Origin of the sequence: Mucilaginibacter mallensis (assembly GCF_900105165.1) — a bacterium.
Lineage (GTDB): Bacteria > Bacteroidota > Bacteroidia > Sphingobacteriales > Sphingobacteriaceae > Mucilaginibacter > Mucilaginibacter mallensis.
Genome location: NZ_LT629740.1, coordinates 484,079 through 502,001, shown reverse-complemented (window position 1 = coordinate 502,001; position 17,923 = coordinate 484,079). Strand labels below are relative to the sequence as shown.

The window sequence follows — 17,923 nt, the reverse complement described above, 5'->3', positions numbered from 1 at the left end:
TTGTTTAAAAACTAATCCAACTATGCTGCCAAACATTGATTTTACCACCACTAAGGCTTATAAATATTTAGCCGATCATTATATTGATATAGTGGCCGAAAACCTGAAAGACCTTTTTAAAACTGACAATCAAAGATTTACTAAATTCTCAACCCGTTTTGAGGATATTTTAATCGATTACTCCAAAAATCGCATCACGGATGAAACTTTTGCCCTGTTAATGCAACTGGCCAGGGAATGTATGCTAAAGGATGCGATTGAAGCCATGTTTTCCGGTGAAGTAATCAATGCTACCGAGCATCGTCCGGTATTACACATAGCCCTGCGTAACCGCAGCAACAAACCTATTTATGTTGACGGTAAAGATGTAATGCCTGATGTGAACCGCGTGCTTGAGCAAATGAAAACTTTTAGCGAAGAGATCATCTCGGGCCGCTGGAAAGGCTTTACCGGTAAATCAATTACTGATGTTGTTAATATAGGTATCGGCGGTTCTGATCTTGGGCCGGTGATGGTTACCGAGGCATTACGCCCTTACAAGAACCACCTGAAAATGCACTTTGTAAGTAATGTTGACGGCACCCACATTGCCGAAGCATTAAAAGAAGTGAACCCTGAAACTACCTTATTCCTGATCGCCTCAAAAACTTTCACTACCCAGGAAACCATGACCAACGCGCAAAGTGCTAAGGATTGGCTGCTGGCAAACGGCGGTAAACAGGAAGATGTTGCCAAGCATTTCGTGGCCCTGTCAACCAATACTGCCGGTGTTGAGAAATTCGGCATCGATACCAAAAACATGTTCGAGTTTTGGGATTGGGTAGGCGGTCGTTACTCTTTATGGAGCGCTATTGGCCTTTCAATTGTTTTAAGCCTTGGTTACGAAAACTTTGTTGAGCTTTTAACTGGCGCCCATGCTTATGACGAGTATTTCAGAACTACAGAGTTTGAACAAAACCCATCAGTTATATTAGGCTTACTAGGCATCTGGTACAATAACTTTTTTGAATCGGAAACCGAAGCTATTTTACCATACGACCAATACCTGCACCGCTTTGCCGCATACTTTCAGCAAGGCGATATGGAGAGCAACGGTAAACATATCGACCGTAATGGCAAGGCTGTTGACTACTCAACCGGTCCAATTATCTGGGGTGAGCCGGGCACAAACGGTCAACACGCGTTTTACCAGTTGATACACCAGGGAACAAAACTGATCCCTTGCGATTTTATAGCGCCTGCACAATCACACAACCCACTTGGCGACCATCACATGTTATTGCTTTCAAACTATTTTGCACAAACAGAAGCTTTGATGAATGGTAAAACTATAGATGAAGTGATTGCTGAATTAAAGGCAGCTGGCAAATCGGCTGAGGAAATTGAGAAATTAGCACCATTTAAAGAATTTGATGGCAACCGCCCTACCAATTCATTCCTGCTTAAAAAGATTACGCCACACAGCTTAGGTTCATTAATAGCAATGTATGAGCACAAAATATTTGTACAGGGTATTATCTGGAACATCTACAGCTTTGACCAATGGGGTGTTGAACTGGGCAAGCAATTAGCCCAAAAAATACAGCCTGAGTTAAGAGCCGAAGGTGAAGTTACTACGCATGACTCATCAACCAATGGGTTGATCAATCAGTATAAGAGCTGGAGATAACCCCCCAGCCCCCTGAAGAGGGAGCTATATTTATTAAACAAAAAAGAGCCAGAAATTCTGGCTCTTTTTTGTTTTTTCTTAGTAAGGACAAATTGTTCCCCCTTCAGGGGGTTAGGGGGCTTACTTCTTCACAAACTCCACCTGGTACAAATGCGGCCATTTTTTGCCGGTTACGAAGAGCCTTTTACCTTTTTCATCCCAGGCTATACCGTTAAGTACGTTTTGGCCATTATCAAAATCAGCGGGGCGACTTGCCATTGGCCACAGATTCTTCATATCCACACGCTGAAGCACCGCGCCTGTTTTGGGGCTGATCACCAAAATGGTATCATGCTGGTAAACGTTCGAGTATAGTTTATGGTCGATGTACTCCAGTTCGTTTACTGAATCTATCGCTCTTTTATTATCGTACACATCAATATAACCTGTGGCGTGGTAATTATTTTTATCCAGGAACCAGATCCGGTTCGAACTATCATCCAGGTATAGTTTATTGCCATCATAAGTAACTCCCCAGCCTTCAATACCCACATTATTATTAAAAGTACTGAGCATTTTAAACGTGTTCTTATCAAATACAAAACCTAATTTTTCTGTATAGGTGAACATTACAATTTTACCGTCGATTATAGCGCTGCCTTCTCCAAAATATTTAGGATCGAGCTTGGCTTCCATTACGGTTTTGCCGGTTTCAAGATTTACTTTTTTCAAGGCTGAATGACCTGCATTACCGGTACTTTCATATAAATAACCATCGTGATATAACAAGCCTTCGGTATAAGCGCTGGTATCATGCGGATAAACCTTTATTACCTTGTAGGTATATTCTTCAGGTGCTTTTGCTGCCAGTAAAACTATATTTGTTGATGCTTCCTGATTTTTGCCGCCGGTGTAAACCCGTGCAGTTATTACCCTTGGGCCTAAAAGCATGCTATCAGTTTTTAATGACAATACCGATGAATCCTTCAGCATACCCACCCTTACCGAGTCAACTAAATAAACAATAGAATCAGGTTTGGTATCAGCCGAATAATGCGCTTTTACAGCAACCACATCACCACTTTTGTAGCTGGTGCCCGCATCCGGACTTATATTAACAATATTTTCCGTTTGATTATGGTGACAGCCGAGGGCCAGTAATGCAAACGAGGCAAAAAGTAGCTTTATTTTATTATTCATGTTCAGTTTATGTGGCATGTGGCCAAAACGCATCTTCAATATGCTTTATTTTATAATTAGCTTGTTTATCAAATAATATGGAGATGATATCAAAGCGCACATCGCCCTGGTGATTCATCAGGTAAATATATTCATCCGCGGCATTAACCAATAATTTTTGTTTACGGTCATCCACAAAATCTTCTGGTTCGCCATAACCATTGCCGGTACGCGTTTTTACCTCCACAAATATAATCACCTTGTCTTTATAGGCAATCAGGTCGACCTCGGCTTTGCCATGCGTCCAGTTTTCATCCAGTATTTCATAACCGGAATTTTCAAGAAGTGTTTTAGCAATGCTTTCGCCTTTACGGCCTAGGTCGAGGTGTTGGGCCATTACCTTACTACTACAATGCCTAAATAATCCGCAATGCTTTTTTCAACTCTTTTAAGTTGCATGTGTCGGGCTAACAATATATTTAATTCTTCTATATCATTTGTAGTTTGCATTTCCTGATGAACGTTATCGAGAAGCTTTTTAACTTTTTGGTTCTTTAAGTTGAATACGCCTCCAAGTATAGTAGCTTTCATATTTTTTGTTTCATCATTAGTTGTAATATTATGCATTAAGACCCAATTAGGACTTAAAGAATATTGTGATAACAATATTGAGATCGCTAAATCTGAAACTTTATTATCATAGAAATTGACCAAGAAAGTATCATCAGGCATAATTCCTTTTTCATATTCTTGTTTATAAACTTCCATTACTTTACTACATTCAGAGTTTTCGAATTCTACATCGTCCAATGAGGATATTATAAAAGGTCCTATATAAGTATTAGCAATTCCATCCCAATCAATTATAACATTCCCATATAATAAGAGTAAGCGTATAATTTCTCGTTCTTGATTAAAATCATCTCTTGCGTTGTCTTCAATAGGCTCATAAAGCAACGTTTCATCAACAGGCACAAACTGCCTTGGATTTGAATTTGGCTGCTGCGAATCCTTTTTGGCCTTAGCCATCCGCATTTTATTGAGCTCGGATAGCAGGGCGCGCTCATCTATCTTTAACAGATCGCTGCACTCTTTTATAAATACCGATGCTTTTATGGAATCCGGTATTTTGGCAACGCTCTCAACAATTTCCCGTATTACCTCTGCTTTTTTTATGGGGTCGTTACCCGCATCTTTAAGCAGCAGGTCAGTTTTATACAGGATGAAATCTTTCTTAGTATCTTCAATATATTTTTTGAATGCGCTGGTACCTACGCTGCGCACATAGGAATCAGGATCATGCCCATCGGGGAACAGCACTACTTTTACGTTGAGTCCTTCCTCCAAAATCATATCTAACCCCCGCAACGAGGCTTTTATACCTGCCGCATCGCCATCATATAAAATGGTGATGTTTTTGGTAAGGCGACCAATCAGCCTGATCTGTTCAACTGTTAATGAGGTGCCTGATGAAGCCACCACATTCTCGATCCCTGTCTGGTGTACCGATATAACATCGGCATAACCTTCCACCAAATAACAGTTATCCTCATCCCTGATGGCTTTCTTGGCAAAAAACAAACCATAAAGCACATTTGATTTATGGTAGATCTCCGACTCAGGCGAGTTTACGTATTTAGGTACGTTCTTATCATTTTTTAAGGTACGCCCACCAAAGGCAATCACACGCCCGGTAAAGCTATGTATCGGGAACATTACCCGGCCACGGTAACGATCATACAATGAGCCGTTATCACGCTTAACAGATAAGCCGCTTTCCTCTAAAAACTCTTGCTGATAACCTTCTTTTATGGCCTGACCAGTAAAGGCTTCCCATTGATCGGGAGAATAACCCAGCTCAAACTTGGTTATAGTATCTTTATTAAAACCACGCTCTTTAAAATAGCTAAGGCCTATATTTTTGCCTTCATCGGTCTCCAGTAAGCTTTCATGAAAAAATTTAGCGGCATAGCCCGTAACTATCATCAGGCTTTCGCGATGATTGTCGGCTTCACGGTTCTCGCTGGTATCAACAGTTTCCTCAACCTCAATACTATACTTTTTCGCCAGCCATTTGAGAGCCTCGGGATAGGTGAATTTCTCCAGTTCCATTAAAAACGTAACTGCTGAACCGCCTTTACCCGATGAAAAATCCTTAAAAATACCTTTAGCCGGCGATACCGTGAATGATGGTGTACGCTCATTTACAAATGGCGACAGGCCCACATAGTTAGCCCCACGTTTTTTTAATTGCACAAACTCCCCTATCACCTCCACAATGTCGGTGGCTTCCATAATCTTGTCAATGGTGGGTTTTGTTATCATGTGCTAAAATGCAAATGTAGGGCAAATCATCAATGGATAATTAACAAACGTTAAGATACAATTTTATTTGATTGATTACCTGCCTTTAAAAATGTTACGGCTATGCCGCCCAGCACAATTACACTGCCTATAATTTCATTGGCACCCAGTCTTTCGCTCAGTAAAAATGCAGCTAACAGGCCTGCAAATACGGTTTGGCTCAATAAGGTGATAGCCACTTTGGTCGATTCCAGGTAACGCAGCGAGTAGTTGATGGTGAGCCACCCGGTAAGCTGGCATATTAGGCCCATCCCCACAAAACAGAACCATACTTTGGGCGAATAATCAATAATATCATTCCCCATAAAGCAATTTACCAGCAACAAGAACATACTTGCACTCAGCATGCTATAAAACATAAACGTGAATACATCAATACCCGCCATAATATTTTTGGTGATCATGATGTAGATTGCGTAGAACAAACTGGCTAAAATAGCCAGTAGAATACCCGTATTCAGTTCCAGGTGTAAAATATGCTGGTACCCTACTAATATTATCATGCCTGTTATGGCAATCAGGGTGCCTACCCAAAACAATATGCCTGAGCTTTTTTTGAACAGCAGGAAGCTGAATAAGCCCACCCAAACAGGCGCCAGGTTAGCAATAAGGGTTGATACTGTAGCACTGATTTTTAACAGGGAGATATTCCAAACGGCTACATCCAAAGCAAAAACTACTCCGGCGGTTAGCGCTATAATAAGTTGCCTTTTATTAATCCTGAGTTTTTTGGCCGCAATGCAATAGGGCACCAGGCAAAGCCAGGCAACCAAAACCCTGTAGAAAGCTGCCCCCAAAGGCGATACCCCTGCAAGCTTTACAAATATTGGCGAAAACGATATACACAGGATGCCAATAACCAGGCTTAGTTTGGGATTCATATTGCTATTATTGGCGTCAAACTTAAACAAATACACATTAATTTTTCTTAATGTTTTATAGTGAAATTTTTTATTGCTTACAACCGCTATCTCATTACTAATTAACTATTTACTGGATATTTTTTTTGTATATATCATAATATCCTTAACTTTGTAGTTCCCCATATAAATTGGGGATTGCTCTATTTATATTAATGCTTAATTTTTAACTTTAAATCTAACTCTTAATCATATGAAGAAATTAAACCTGCTTGTTTCCGGCTTATTGCTGATCTCAATATCTGCCTGCACCAAAAACAATAGCGTTAGCCCTGCTACGCATAGCAAAACTAACACTACTGGGATAAATGATAAACTTAAAGACACTATTGATGTAAGAAGCCCTTTACTTAAGAAAGATACTATTGATTTGCACAATCTTAGGCTTAAGGACACTATTGACATAAAACTGAAGAGCCCTTTACTTAAAAAGGATACTATTGACTAAAAATAGTTTCGTTATAAAATATAAACCCCGGCATATCACCGGGGTTTTCTTTTTTAGTTTCGCAAATAGTTTTTCAAAGGCTTATCGGCAATAAATCAAATAATTGTATTTTTGCCGCTCAAAAGATATTTACATGAGCCAGCGGACAAAGATCAAAGCATTATTAGAGAGCGAACAAACCAATATGGAGATAACTGTAAAAGGATGGGTACGGGCTTTCCGTCAAAATCGTTTTATAGCTTTAAATGATGGCTCAACTAATAATAACTTACAAATCGTTGTAGATTTTGAAAACACCGATCCTGATCTGTTAAAAAGGATCACTTTTGGCGCTGCTATAAGTGTTACCGGCGAATTGATCCCATCTTTAGGGCAGGGTCAGAAAGTTGAAGTTGTTGCAAAGGATATTGAAATTTTAGGCGATTGTAACCCTGATGAATTCCCTTTACAGCCTAAACGCCAAACCTTAGAGTTTTTGCGCGAGAACGCCCACCTGCGTTTCCGAACCAATACCTTCGGCGCTATATTCCGTGTGCGCAATACGCTGTCATTTGCGGTGCACCAATTCTTCCAGGAGCGTGGGTTTGTTTATTTGCACACGCCTATCATCACTGCATCTGATGCGGAGGGCGCGGGCGAAACTTTCCATGTAACCAATTTCGATCTGGATAACCCGCCAAAAACAGAAACCGGCGAAATAGATTTTAAACAGGATTTCTTCGGCAGGCCTACTAACCTTACCGTTTCCGGTCAGCTGGAAGGTGAGCTTGGTGCTATGGCTTTGAGTGATATTTATACTTTCGGTCCAACTTTCCGTGCTGAAAACTCCAACACTACCCGCCACTTAGCGGAGTTTTGGATGATAGAACCCGAAGTTGCCTTTAACGACCTTGTTGATAACATGGATCTGGCTGAGGATATGCTGAAATACGTGATTAAATACGCCCTTGACAAAAACAAGGATGATATTGAATTTTTAACGCAGCGCTTAACCGAGGAAGAAAAACAAAAACCGCAAAACGAGCGATCAGAAATGACATTACTTGATAAGCTGCAGTTTTGTTTAGACAATGATTTTGAACGTCTGACCTACACCGAGGCTATCGACATACTAAAAGAATCGACCCCGAATAAAAAGAAAAAATTCGTGTACCCGGTTGAAGGCTGGGGGACCGACCTGCAATCAGAACATGAGCGTTACCTGGTAGAGAAGCACTTTAAAAAACCAGTAATACTAACCGATTACCCTAAAGCTATTAAAGCGTTTTACATGCGCCAGAATGAGCCCGATGCACAGGGCCGCGAAACTGTTCGCGCTATGGACATTTTGTTCCCCGGCATTGGCGAAATTGTAGGTGGATCGCAGCGTGAAGAGCGTTTAGATAAACTGGAGCAACGCATGGATGAAATGGGCATACCAAAAGAAGAGCTTTGGTGGTACCTGGATACAAGGCGCTTCGGCGCTTGTCCGCATGCTGGTTTTGGTTTAGGCTTTGAGCGTTTGGTACTGTTTGTAACCGGCATGGGCAATATCAGGGATGTAATACCTTTCCCAAGATATCCAAAGAACGCGGAATTTTAAGCGCTGATTTAGGATGATTTTTTGATTACGCTGATTTTTGTGTCATTGCGAGGAGGAACGACGCGGCAACCTCGTCGCGTTCAATATGCAAGCGACGAGGTTGCCACGCTATCGCTCGCAATGACATACATTATATAACCATTATGCCAACAATAGAGTTGATCACCGAGATAAATGCTCCTGTTGAAACGGTTTTCAACCTCTCGCGCAGTATTGATCTGCATATGGAATCAACCAAACAAACCGGCGAACGTGCTATTGCAGGGCGCACCAGCGGATTGATCGGCTTGAATGAAAACGTTACCTGGCGGGCAAGGCACTTTGGCATATGGCAAAATTTAACTTCAAAAATTACCGTATTTGATTTCCCTTTCCTTTTTGTTGACGAAATGGTTAGCGGAGCATTCAAAAGCTTTACCCATGAGCATCATTTTACTGTGGTTGATGACAAGCATACGGTAATGAGGGATGTATTTATGTTTGAGTCACCATTAGGCATATTGGGTAAGCTGGTTAACCGGCTGGTATTGAAAAGGTATATGACCAGGTTCTTAACAGAAAGAAACAGAGTGATTAAAGCTGCTGCTGAAACACCGTAAATAGTCGCCGCCGTGTTGAACTTGTTTCAAAACCGTACCCACTATGTCATTGCGAGGAGGAACGACGAAGCAACCTCGTCGCTTGCATATTGAACGCGACGAGGTTGCCACGCTATCGCTCGCAATGACATGTTTTTTGTGTTTTACGCGCAATGACGTTTGGAGAAAACACTACGGCGTAAAATCCTTTTGCACAATCAAAAAACTTGCCCGCTCTGTCTTATGAAACGGAATATCCCAATTGCCCTGGTAGGTTATTTTAGTGGGCAATAGCTCGCCATTAAACCTGTTTAGTTCCATATTCATCTGCACATCAAAATCAATAAACATATTGTGGAAACTGAGGTTAACATAGCGACCCAATATCTGGAATGTGCGGGTATCAAAAATAGTGGTGAGTTCTTTTATCACTACATCATTATCCTGCGTGCTTGATTTTTGGATCACCTTAAAACGATAAACGGGTATACTATCCAAATACTTACCGCGGGCAAACTGATAATCGTAATACTGCCGCATATCCGGTGAAAAGATCTCTGTTTTATTGCTGATGAAAGGAATACCATCAACCCGGTGACCGGGTGCGAATATGAGGGTTTTAAGCTTGTCTTTATACGATTGATCCTTACCGCCATTGGTACTTTTAGCTCCTAACGGACTACTATTACCATTGCTGTTGTAGGCATTGGTAAAAATGTAATCAAACATATTTACGGTATACAACTGGTATTTGCCATCCTTTTTGTACATATTGCCGCTATCGCGTTTAGCCAGATATTCAACTTTATGACTGCCGTTGGCATAGGTGCGTTTTATTTTACGGTATATTTTACCGTCAATTTTATTGTGCTTGTCGTAGGTGTAGATATAATTTTCTGCAATAAATGAGGCATGTTTCATATTGCGAAAAGCCTGGTAAAAGCTGGTATCGTTTAATACGACATCAATAAAATCCTGCACATTCAGTTTATGCGAATGGATATTAATTGGCGAATCAATAACAATAGTGCGGATGGTATCCGGATTGAAACGCTTTACCTGTGCTTTTGAGATGAAAGCGAAAAGGAGAAAGATGAAAGCTAATAAAACGCATTTGTTCATAGATATTTTATCTAACACCCCTGTCATCCCGAACTTGTTTCGGGATCTCACAAGCCATATAGCCAACATGTTGTACACTTTGCATGTGGGGTGCTGAAACAAGTTCAGCATGACATATTGATTAAATTCGTTACTTTAATTCCCCAATTGTTTAATAGCCAGGTAAGCCATTAAACCGGTGCTTAGTTCCAATGCAGATTCCTCTACATCAAAGGTTGGTGTATGCACTGATGATATAATGCCACGACTTTCATTACGCGTACCTAAACGGTAAAAGCATGAATCAGCTTTTTGCGAATAAAATGCAAAATCTTCGGCGGCCATCCATATATCAAGGTCGAGTACATTTTCTTTGCCTAAATAATCTTCGGCATGGCCACGGGTTGATGCGGTTAGTTTTTCTTCGTTCACCAAAAAAGGATAGCCCTTCATAATGTTGAAATCGCAGCTGCCGCCCATGGCTTCTGCAATGCCTTCCGCCATTTTTTTCATGCGGATGTGGGCATCTGCGCGCCATTTTTCATCCATGGTGCGGAAGGTACCTTCCAAATAAACCTCGTTAGGTATAACATTGGTAGCGCCATTGGCAATCACTTTACCAAACGATAATACCGATGGATTTTTAGGATCGGCAAAACGGCTTATTACCTGTTGCAGGGCCGTTAATATATGCGCGGTAATAATTACCGGGTCGATATTTTGCTGGGGTTGCGCAGCATGGCCGCCCTTACCTTTTACAGTCACATACAGCTCATCAGCCGATGCCATATATTTTCCAGCGCGGAAACCTACTTTACCGGCATCAATTAAAGGCATTACGTGCTGCCCTATTACCGCCTGCGGTTTAGGATTCTCCAACACGCCTTCTTTTATCATGAGGCTGGCACCGCCGGGCAATTTTTCCTCAGCTGGCTGAAAGATCAGTTTTATAATACCGCCAAATTCGCTTTTTAAACTGGTTAGGATTTTTGCCGTACCCAGTAATGATGAGGTATGCACATCATGGCCACAGGCATGCATTACGCCGCTGTTTTTTGAGCGGTATGGCACATCATTAGCCTCAAGTATAGGTAGCGCATCCATATCGGCACGCAGGGCTACAACGTTGTTTGATGGCTTATCTCCTTTTATAAGGGCTACCAAACCGGTATCGGCCATTTTGTGGTACTCAAGGCCTAGTTCTTCCAGTTTTCTTGCTACAAAGGCAGATGTTTCTACTTCGTGAAATGAAAGTTCGGGATGGGAGTGTAAATGACGGCGGTTGGCTACAACACCACTAAATATATTGCCGGATAGTTCCCTTATCTTGTCCTGGATCATTCTGTATCAAGTTTTGGAAGATTGATCTTCTCTTGTGTAATAAAAAGGCCGCCAAACAACGGCTTTAAGTCCTGCATCACTTTCTCAGCCTCAAGCCTCGACCTGTAATCACCAACGCGTACCTTAAAATTAGGAGCGCGGTAGCTTAGATAAGTTGCTAAGTCAGGATATTTAGCCTTAAGTTTTGCCTGCGCATCATAAGCAGCCTGGCGGTCGGAGCCACTGAATATTTGTATACGGTAACCATCGGATGAGGCAGGCGCGATATTCTTTCCTTTATCGCCTACCACATAGTCCTGCACCAGCGAATCAACTTTGGGGTCTTTCACTACTTCTACCTTGCCCTTTTCCTGCGCAAACAGTAACGAGGGCAATAGCATTAACCCAAAAAGCACACAGCACCTTACCGGTGCTGCTGCTATAGTTTTATAAAAAGATGACCCATCTTTCATCCCTTGTAGTAATTACGCCAGGCCCTGACCGTGGCAGTTTTTAAACTTTTTACCGCTTCCGCAAGGGCAGGCATCATTACGCCCTACTTTTTGCTCAACGCGTACCGGGGTAGCTTTTTGTGGCTCACGGGTATCATCAAGCATAGGTATACCCGTGCCCTGGCTAACTAACTCAGGTTTTGAGGTACGCATTTTTTTCATATCCGTGCGTGGCTGCGGTTTAGCTTCGCGAACATCTTCCGCCTGCTGCTGAACCGGTATACCGCCTCTGAACAGGAAGCTCACCATCTCTTTATTAACAGCGGCAAGCATATTTCTGAACAACTCAAAAGCCTCAAACTTATAAACCAATAAAGGGTCCTTTTGTTCGTAAACCGCATTTTGTACAGATTGCTTTAACTCATCCATCTCATGCAGGTGTTCTTTCCATGCATCATCTATCTGCGAAAGCGCTACCATTTTTTCAAATGATTTAAACACTTCCAAACCATGGTTCTGGATAGCTTTTTTAAGCGGAACAGCTATTTGAATACCATGTATACCATCAGTAAATGGCACCATAATATTTTCCACATACTCGCCGCGGGTATCATAAACATCCTTTAGTACAGGGTATGCCTGATTAGCGATAGCCTCAGCCTTACGCTTGTAGAATGCCATTACGTCAGCAAAAGTTTTTTCAGTAAGATTAGCAACAGACATATGACCGAATTCATCTTCAGTAGTCTCAATATCCACAGAGAATAAACGGATCACTTCAAGCTGGAAACCTTCGTAATTATTTTGCTCCTTAAATTCTATAACAATGTCTTCAACAACATCATAAATAGTATTGCTCAGGTCAACATCCAAACGTTCGCCAAACAGGGCATTTTTACGTTTTGAGTAGATAACCGTACGTTGTGAGTTCATCACATCATCATACTCCAGCAAGCGTTTACGTATGCCAAAGTTATTTTCTTCCACTTTCTTTTGCGCGCGCTCAATTGATTTTGAGATCATAGAGTGCTGTATCACTTCGCCCTCTTCAACACCCATACGTACCATCATACTTGATATACGCTCTGAGCCGAACAAACGCATCAGGTTATCCTCTAAGGATACGAAGAACTGGCTTGATCCCGGATCGCCCTGGCGACCAGCACGACCACGCAACTGCCTGTCAACACGGCGCGACTCATGCCTTTCGGTACCCACAATGGCTAAACCACCGGCGTCCTTAACATTTGGCCCTAATTTTATATCCGTACCACGACCAGCCATGTTGGTAGCAATGGTCACCGTGCTCGTTTTACCAGCTTCAGCCACAATATCGGCCTCTTTCTGGTGCATTTTGGCGTTCAGTACGTTATGTTTTATGCCGCGCAGCTTAAGCATACGGCTCAATAATTCAGAAATTTCAACCGATGTTGTACCTACCAGTACCGGGCGGCCAGCTGTTGTTAATTTAACGATCTCGTCAGCTACCGCGTTGTATTTTTCACGTACGGTACGGTAAACCAGGTCCTGCATATCTGAACGGCTGGTTGGTGTGTTGGTTGGTATTTCAACCACATCCAGTTTGTAGATCTGCCAAAACTCACCTGCTTCGGTAACGGCAGTACCCGTCATACCGCAAAGCTTATGGTACATACGGAAGTAGTTTTGCAGTGTAATGGTAGCAAATGTTTGTGTGGCGTCTTCTACCTTAACATTTTCCTTTGCCTCTATTGCCTGGTGTAAACCGTCTGAGTAACGGCGGCCATCCAGTACGCGGCCCGTTTGCTCATCAACAATCTTCACCTTGCCTTCGTCAAGGATATATTCGGTATCCTTTTCAAATAGCGTGTATGCTTTTAATAATTGGTTAACAGAGTGGATACGTTCTGATTTTATAGAAAAATCACGCATCAGCTCATCTTTCCTTGTAATCTTTTCTTCGGCAGGCATAGTACCTTTTTCAATGTCGGCTATCTCGGTACCTACATCGGGCATTATAAAAAAGTGCGGGTCTTCGCCTGATGCAGTGATCAGTTCGATGCCTTTTTCTGCCAGTTCAACCTGGTTGTTTTTTTCGTCGATTATAAAGAACAGCTCGGCATCAACCTTATGCATTTCCTTGTTTTGGTCCTGCATGTAATAACCCTCGGTTTTAAGTAAAAGCTGCCTGTTGCCGCCTTCGCTTAAATATTTAATTAAGGCTTTGCTTTTAGGTAACCCCCTGTAAGCACGCAATAAAGCCAAACCACCTTCATCGGGGCCGCTTTTGCCTTCAGCTATTAATTTTTTAGCTTCGTTTAATACCGTATTAACATATGATTTTTGTGCATTTACCAAACGTTCTATACGTGGTTTCAGGTCATAAAACTCATGCTCATCGCCGCGTGGTATAGGGCCTGATATAATTAATGGTGTACGTGCATCGTCAATCAACACGGAGTCAACCTCATCCACCATGGCATAATGCAGCTTGCGTTGTACCAATTCTTCAGGACTGCGTGTCATATTGTCACGCAGGTAATCAAAACCAAATTCGTTATTGGTACCAAAAGTAATATCGGCCAGATATGCTAAACGGCGCTCTTCGGAGTTTGGCTCATGTTTATCGATACAATCAACAGATAAGCCGTGGAACTCATACAAAGGCCCCATCCACTCAGAGTCACGACGGGCCAGGTAATCATTCACAGTAACTATGTGTACACCCTGCCCTGCCAAAGCATTTAAATAAGCAGGCAATGTAGCTACCAGCGTTTTACCTTCACCTGTGGCCATTTCGGCAATTTTACCCTGGTGTAATACTATACCGCCAATCAGCTGTACATCGTAGTGTACCATATCCCAGGTAACTTCATTACCAGCAGCTAACCAGGTACTACTGTGTATAGCTTTGTCATCTTTTATAATAACATTGTTCTTTTTGGCAGCCAGTTCACGGTCAAACTGTGTGGCAGTAACCTCGATGGATTTATTTTCCTTTAGGCGGCGGGCTGTTTCTTTAACCACAGCAAAAGCTTCAGGCAATATATTCATCAATATATCTTCCAGTTCTTTATTACGGTCTTTCTCCAGCTTATCCAGTTGGGTATACAGCTCTACTTTTTCGGCTACATCCATGTCCAGTTCATTCTCTGTCCTGTCTTTAATAGCCTGTATTTCAGCATCAATACCAGCAAGCCCAACCTTAATTGTTTCTTTAAAATCTATGGTTTTAGCCCTGAGCTCATCATTGCTTATATTATCGAGTTTAGCAAATTCGGCCTTTACTTTTTCAACTAAAGGCAATATGCTTTTTACATCCCGTTCTGATTTGCTTCCAAAAAGCTTACTAATAAAATCTAACATATTAATTTGATATAATCATCCCAACTCAACAATTGCGCCATAGCAAATTATAAAGCCATAATGACAGGCAAATGTAAGAAATTAGTATTGATTTAGATGTGCAAAACGATTGTTTGATGTGCAGATATGCAAATGTGCGGATGTGCAGATAACTTCAACCGTGGATATGCAGATGCGCGGATGATTTGGGAATCAATATTAAGTTACGCTTCATTTGCACATCCGCACATTTGCATATCTGCACATTAAAAAGACTTCATCCGCACATTTGCACATCATAAAAAACCTATCTTTGCCCCCATGAACATCCTGATCTTAGGTTCGGGCGGAAGGGAAAGCGCCTTTGCCTGGAAACTATCACAAAGTAAAAAATGCGGGCAGCTTTTTATAGCGCCCGGTAATGCCGGCACCGGCCAGTATGGAACTAATGTAAACATAGCCGTTACTGATTTTGAAGGCATTAAACAATTGGTTTTGGAGAAAGGCATTAACCTGGTATTGGTTGGCCCTGAAGAACCATTGGTTAAAGGCGTGCATGATTTTTTCCTGGCGGATGAGCAGTTGAAAGGCATCCCGGTTATTGGTCCGCAGGCCGAAGGTGCGCAACTGGAAGGCAGCAAAGATTTCTCCAAACAATTTATGGAGCGCCATAACATCCCGGCAGCGGCATCAAAAACATTTACCCGCGAAACTTTGCAGGAAGGTTTCGACTACCTGCCAACAATAGGCCTGCCCATTGTTTTAAAAGCTGACGGACTTGCAGCTGGCAAAGGCGTACTGATATGCCTTACCGTGCAGGAAGCCCAGGAAGAATTAATTGAAATGCTTACCAATGCCAAATTTGGCGCAGCCAGCGCAAAGGTTGTGGTTGAGCAATTTTTACAGGGTATTGAGCTATCGGTTTTTGTGCTTACCGATGGCAATAACTATAAAATACTGCCATCAGCAAAAGATTATAAACGCATTGGTGAAGGAGACACCGGCTTAAATACCGGCGGCATGGGTTCGGTTTCACCTGTTCCGTTTGCGGATGAAGTGTTTTTGAAGAAGATAGAGGACCGTATTATCATCCCAACTATTGAAGGACTGAAAAGCGAGAACATCCCTTATAAAGGTTTTATTTTTATAGGGCTGATGAACTGCGATGGCGACCCTTACATGATAGAATACAATTGCCGCATGGGCGACCCGGAAACGGAAAGCGTATTGCCACGTATAGAATCAGACTTTGTTGAATTATTATCAGGCGTAGCCGAAGGTAATTTGAACGAGAAGGAGCTCATCATATCCAGCAAAGTAGCTGCTACCGTAATGATGGTTGCAGGCGGATACCCCGGCACTTATGTAAAAGACAGGGTGATGACAGGTATGGAAAATATCCGCGATTCCTATGTTTTCCATGCAGGTACTTATACCGATGGGAATGAGATAAAAACTTCAGGCGGCAGGGTAATAGCTATTACCTCGTTGCAGGATGATATGTTCACCGCGTTGCAACAAGCAACTGCTGATGCCAGCCGTATTTATTACGATGGTATGTATTTCAGGAAAGATATCGGGTTTGATTTGTTGTAGGTAAGTCCGAAAGACGGAAAGTCCGTAAGTCTGGAAGTAGCTGCACTTATCATTTATAGAAAAACGAAAGTCCGAAAGTTTAAGCGCGTTAAGCTCTTACTTTCGGACTTTCTGTCTTTTCAGACTTTCGGACTAATCTTCTTTCTTTCCGACTTTCGGACTTCCCGACTTTCGGACTAATAAAAACTAAATCTTCCCGAATAGCTCCGCTAATTTCTTCTCTAAATCATCACCAAAAAGATCTTTGGCTATGATCTTTCCGCTTGGGTCTATCAGCAGGTTTTGGGGAATGGCTTGTATGCCGTATAATTTGGCTGCATCATTATCCCAGAATTTAAGATCGGATACATGGTTCCAGGTTAACCCATCGTGATTAATGGCTTTGATCCATGCATCTCTTTTACCCGGCCTATCCAACGATACGCCCAATATGGTAAAGTTTTTGCCTTTATAGTTATTGAATGCCTTTACCACGTTAGGGTTTTCGGCACGGCAAGGACCGCACCATGATGCCCAAAAATCAACCAGCACATATTTACCTTTGAATGATGACAGACTGATCATTTTACCATTGGTATCAGCCTGGGCAAAGTCAGGAGCCATTGCGCCAACTGCTACCGCTTTTAGCGTGTTTAAATAAGTTTGGTATTTTACACCGGCCGCGCTTTTTTGCAACGATGGTGATAATTTTGAGAACACCGGCTGCAATTCATTCGGATCAGGATATGGGCCGCCCATACCTCTTAATGCTTGCAGGCTCATGTATGAATCAGGGTTTGCCGCGATGAACTGTTTATTCAGCTCCTTTGATTGTACGCCTATCACGCTATCTTTTTTATCGATATAGTCGCCAAATTCCTTGGTTTCCCTTTTCTCTTTTGGTGCAGCATAATACTCCGCGGTTAATGCATCTTCCGCATCGGTAGCAGGTTTTACAAATGTTTTATAACGTACATTATCCTCGTTTACCTTTGTGCCGGTAACTGTAGCGTGTGATAATGAATCGGCGCTGTTAATTGTGGTTGTACCATTAACCAGGAACACAGAAACGACATCCTGTTTTGATTTCCTGTCGATATTCATAATCCCGATACCTTTATAATCCAGCAGCAATGTAGCCTGGCTTATATCTTTTACTTCGCCACTGAACTGGAATGCGCCATTTTTTATCGCAGTCGAATCCGACATACGTTTGCCATCGGCACTATAAGTTAAGAATATTTTTGAAGGTGGGTTAACTGAGCCAACCTTGCCCTTTATCACATATTTTTCCTGTGCAAACAGCACAGCCGGTGATGCCACCAGCATGAATAGAATTAGTTTTTTCATTGTTATTGTTTATTATCTATTAAATAAGGTCAGCCATAAAAGTAGGAAAAAGAGTCAAGATTTAAGAATCAAGAGTCAGGAT

Annotated in this window: 14 protein-coding genes; 5 read left to right on the top strand and 9 right to left on the bottom strand. The window is 42.0% G+C overall.

Annotation, left to right across the window (positions count from 1 at the left end; translation table 11 throughout):
- The first annotated feature begins 22 nt into the window (after positions 1–22).
- Entirely contained in the window at positions 23–1,669 is a 1,647-nt protein-coding gene (gene pgi, locus BLU33_RS02095) for a glucose-6-phosphate isomerase (RefSeq protein ID WP_091368524.1), read from the top strand.
- Positions 1,670–1,789: 120 nt separating this feature from the next.
- Here pgi and BLU33_RS02090 read toward each other — a convergent pair whose 3' ends face one another.
- The 4 genes from BLU33_RS02090 to BLU33_RS02075 are packed head-to-tail and all read right to left on the bottom strand — an operon-like array spanning position 1,790 to position 6,072.
- Positions 1,790–2,848 carry a glutaminyl-peptide cyclotransferase gene (locus tag BLU33_RS02090; RefSeq protein WP_091380097.1) on the bottom strand — a complete coding sequence of 353 codons (1,059 nt, stop codon included), beginning with the start codon at positions 2,846–2,848 and terminating at the stop codon, positions 1,790–1,792.
- 7 nt (positions 2,849–2,855) lie between these two features.
- The gene (locus BLU33_RS02085; protein ID WP_091368520.1) at positions 2,856–3,224 is read right to left on the bottom strand and encodes a YraN family protein; all 369 of its coding nucleotides are present in this window, start codon (positions 3,222–3,224) and stop codon (positions 2,856–2,858) included.
- The gene (dnaG, locus tag BLU33_RS02080) at positions 3,224–5,152 is read right to left on the bottom strand and encodes a DNA primase (RefSeq protein WP_091368517.1); all 1,929 of its coding nucleotides are present in this window, start codon (positions 5,150–5,152) and stop codon (positions 3,224–3,226) included. Before dnaG ends, BLU33_RS02085 begins: the two co-directional genes overlap by 1 nt.
- A 50-nt stretch (positions 5,153–5,202) precedes the next feature.
- Entirely contained in the window at positions 5,203–6,072 is an 870-nt protein-coding gene (locus BLU33_RS02075) for a DMT family transporter (protein ID WP_091368514.1), read from the bottom strand.
- A gap of 232 nt (positions 6,073–6,304) precedes the next feature.
- Between BLU33_RS02075 and BLU33_RS02070 the strand changes: the two genes are divergently transcribed.
- The 3 genes from BLU33_RS02070 to BLU33_RS02060 all read left to right on the top strand — a co-directional run bounded on the left by BLU33_RS02070 (position 6,305) and on the right by BLU33_RS02060 (position 8,740).
- Positions 6,305–6,559: a hypothetical protein gene (locus BLU33_RS02070; protein WP_091368511.1), complete on the top strand. Its 255-nt coding sequence runs from the start codon at positions 6,305–6,307 to the stop codon at positions 6,557–6,559.
- A 133-nt stretch (positions 6,560–6,692) separates the two neighbouring features.
- Positions 6,693–8,141 carry an asparagine--tRNA ligase gene (asnS, locus tag BLU33_RS02065; RefSeq protein WP_091368507.1) on the top strand — a complete coding sequence of 483 codons (1,449 nt, stop codon included), beginning with the start codon at positions 6,693–6,695 and terminating at the stop codon, positions 8,139–8,141.
- A gap of 143 nt (positions 8,142–8,284) precedes the next feature.
- Entirely contained in the window at positions 8,285–8,740 is a 456-nt protein-coding gene (locus BLU33_RS02060; RefSeq protein WP_091368504.1) for an SRPBCC family protein, read from the top strand.
- 171 nt (positions 8,741–8,911) lie between these two features.
- Here BLU33_RS02060 and BLU33_RS02055 read toward each other — a convergent pair whose 3' ends face one another.
- The 4 genes from BLU33_RS02055 to secA form a co-directional block, all read right to left on the bottom strand.
- On the bottom strand, positions 8,912–9,841 hold the full coding sequence (locus BLU33_RS02055) for a hypothetical protein (RefSeq protein ID WP_091380096.1): 930 nt from the start codon (positions 9,839–9,841) through the stop codon (positions 8,912–8,914).
- Between the two features lie 135 nt (positions 9,842–9,976).
- Positions 9,977–11,161, bottom strand: coding sequence for a M20 metallopeptidase family protein (locus BLU33_RS02050; protein ID WP_091368501.1), 1,185 nt, complete (start codon positions 11,159–11,161; stop codon positions 9,977–9,979).
- Positions 11,158–11,613 carry an SPOR domain-containing protein gene (locus BLU33_RS02045; protein ID WP_091368497.1) on the bottom strand — a complete coding sequence of 152 codons (456 nt, stop codon included), beginning with the start codon at positions 11,611–11,613 and terminating at the stop codon, positions 11,158–11,160. The genes BLU33_RS02050 and BLU33_RS02045 overlap by 4 nt, the downstream gene beginning before the upstream one ends.
- A gap of 12 nt (positions 11,614–11,625) precedes the next feature.
- Positions 11,626–14,937 carry a preprotein translocase subunit SecA gene (gene secA, locus BLU33_RS02040; protein WP_091368494.1) on the bottom strand — a complete coding sequence of 1,104 codons (3,312 nt, stop codon included), beginning with the start codon at positions 14,935–14,937 and terminating at the stop codon, positions 11,626–11,628.
- 300 nt (positions 14,938–15,237) lie between these two features.
- On the opposite strand from secA, the gene purD reads away from it, so the two are divergent.
- Positions 15,238–16,512 (top strand): phosphoribosylamine--glycine ligase, encoded by a 1,275-nt coding sequence (gene purD, locus BLU33_RS02035; protein ID WP_091368491.1) that lies wholly within the window; start codon positions 15,238–15,240, stop codon positions 16,510–16,512.
- 186 nt (positions 16,513–16,698) lie between these two features.
- Here the strand turns inward: purD and BLU33_RS02030 are convergent, their stop codons facing one another.
- Positions 16,699–17,841 (bottom strand): TlpA disulfide reductase family protein, encoded by a 1,143-nt coding sequence (locus BLU33_RS02030; RefSeq protein ID WP_091368487.1) that lies wholly within the window; start codon positions 17,839–17,841, stop codon positions 16,699–16,701.
- Between the last annotated feature and the right edge of the window lie 82 nt (positions 17,842–17,923).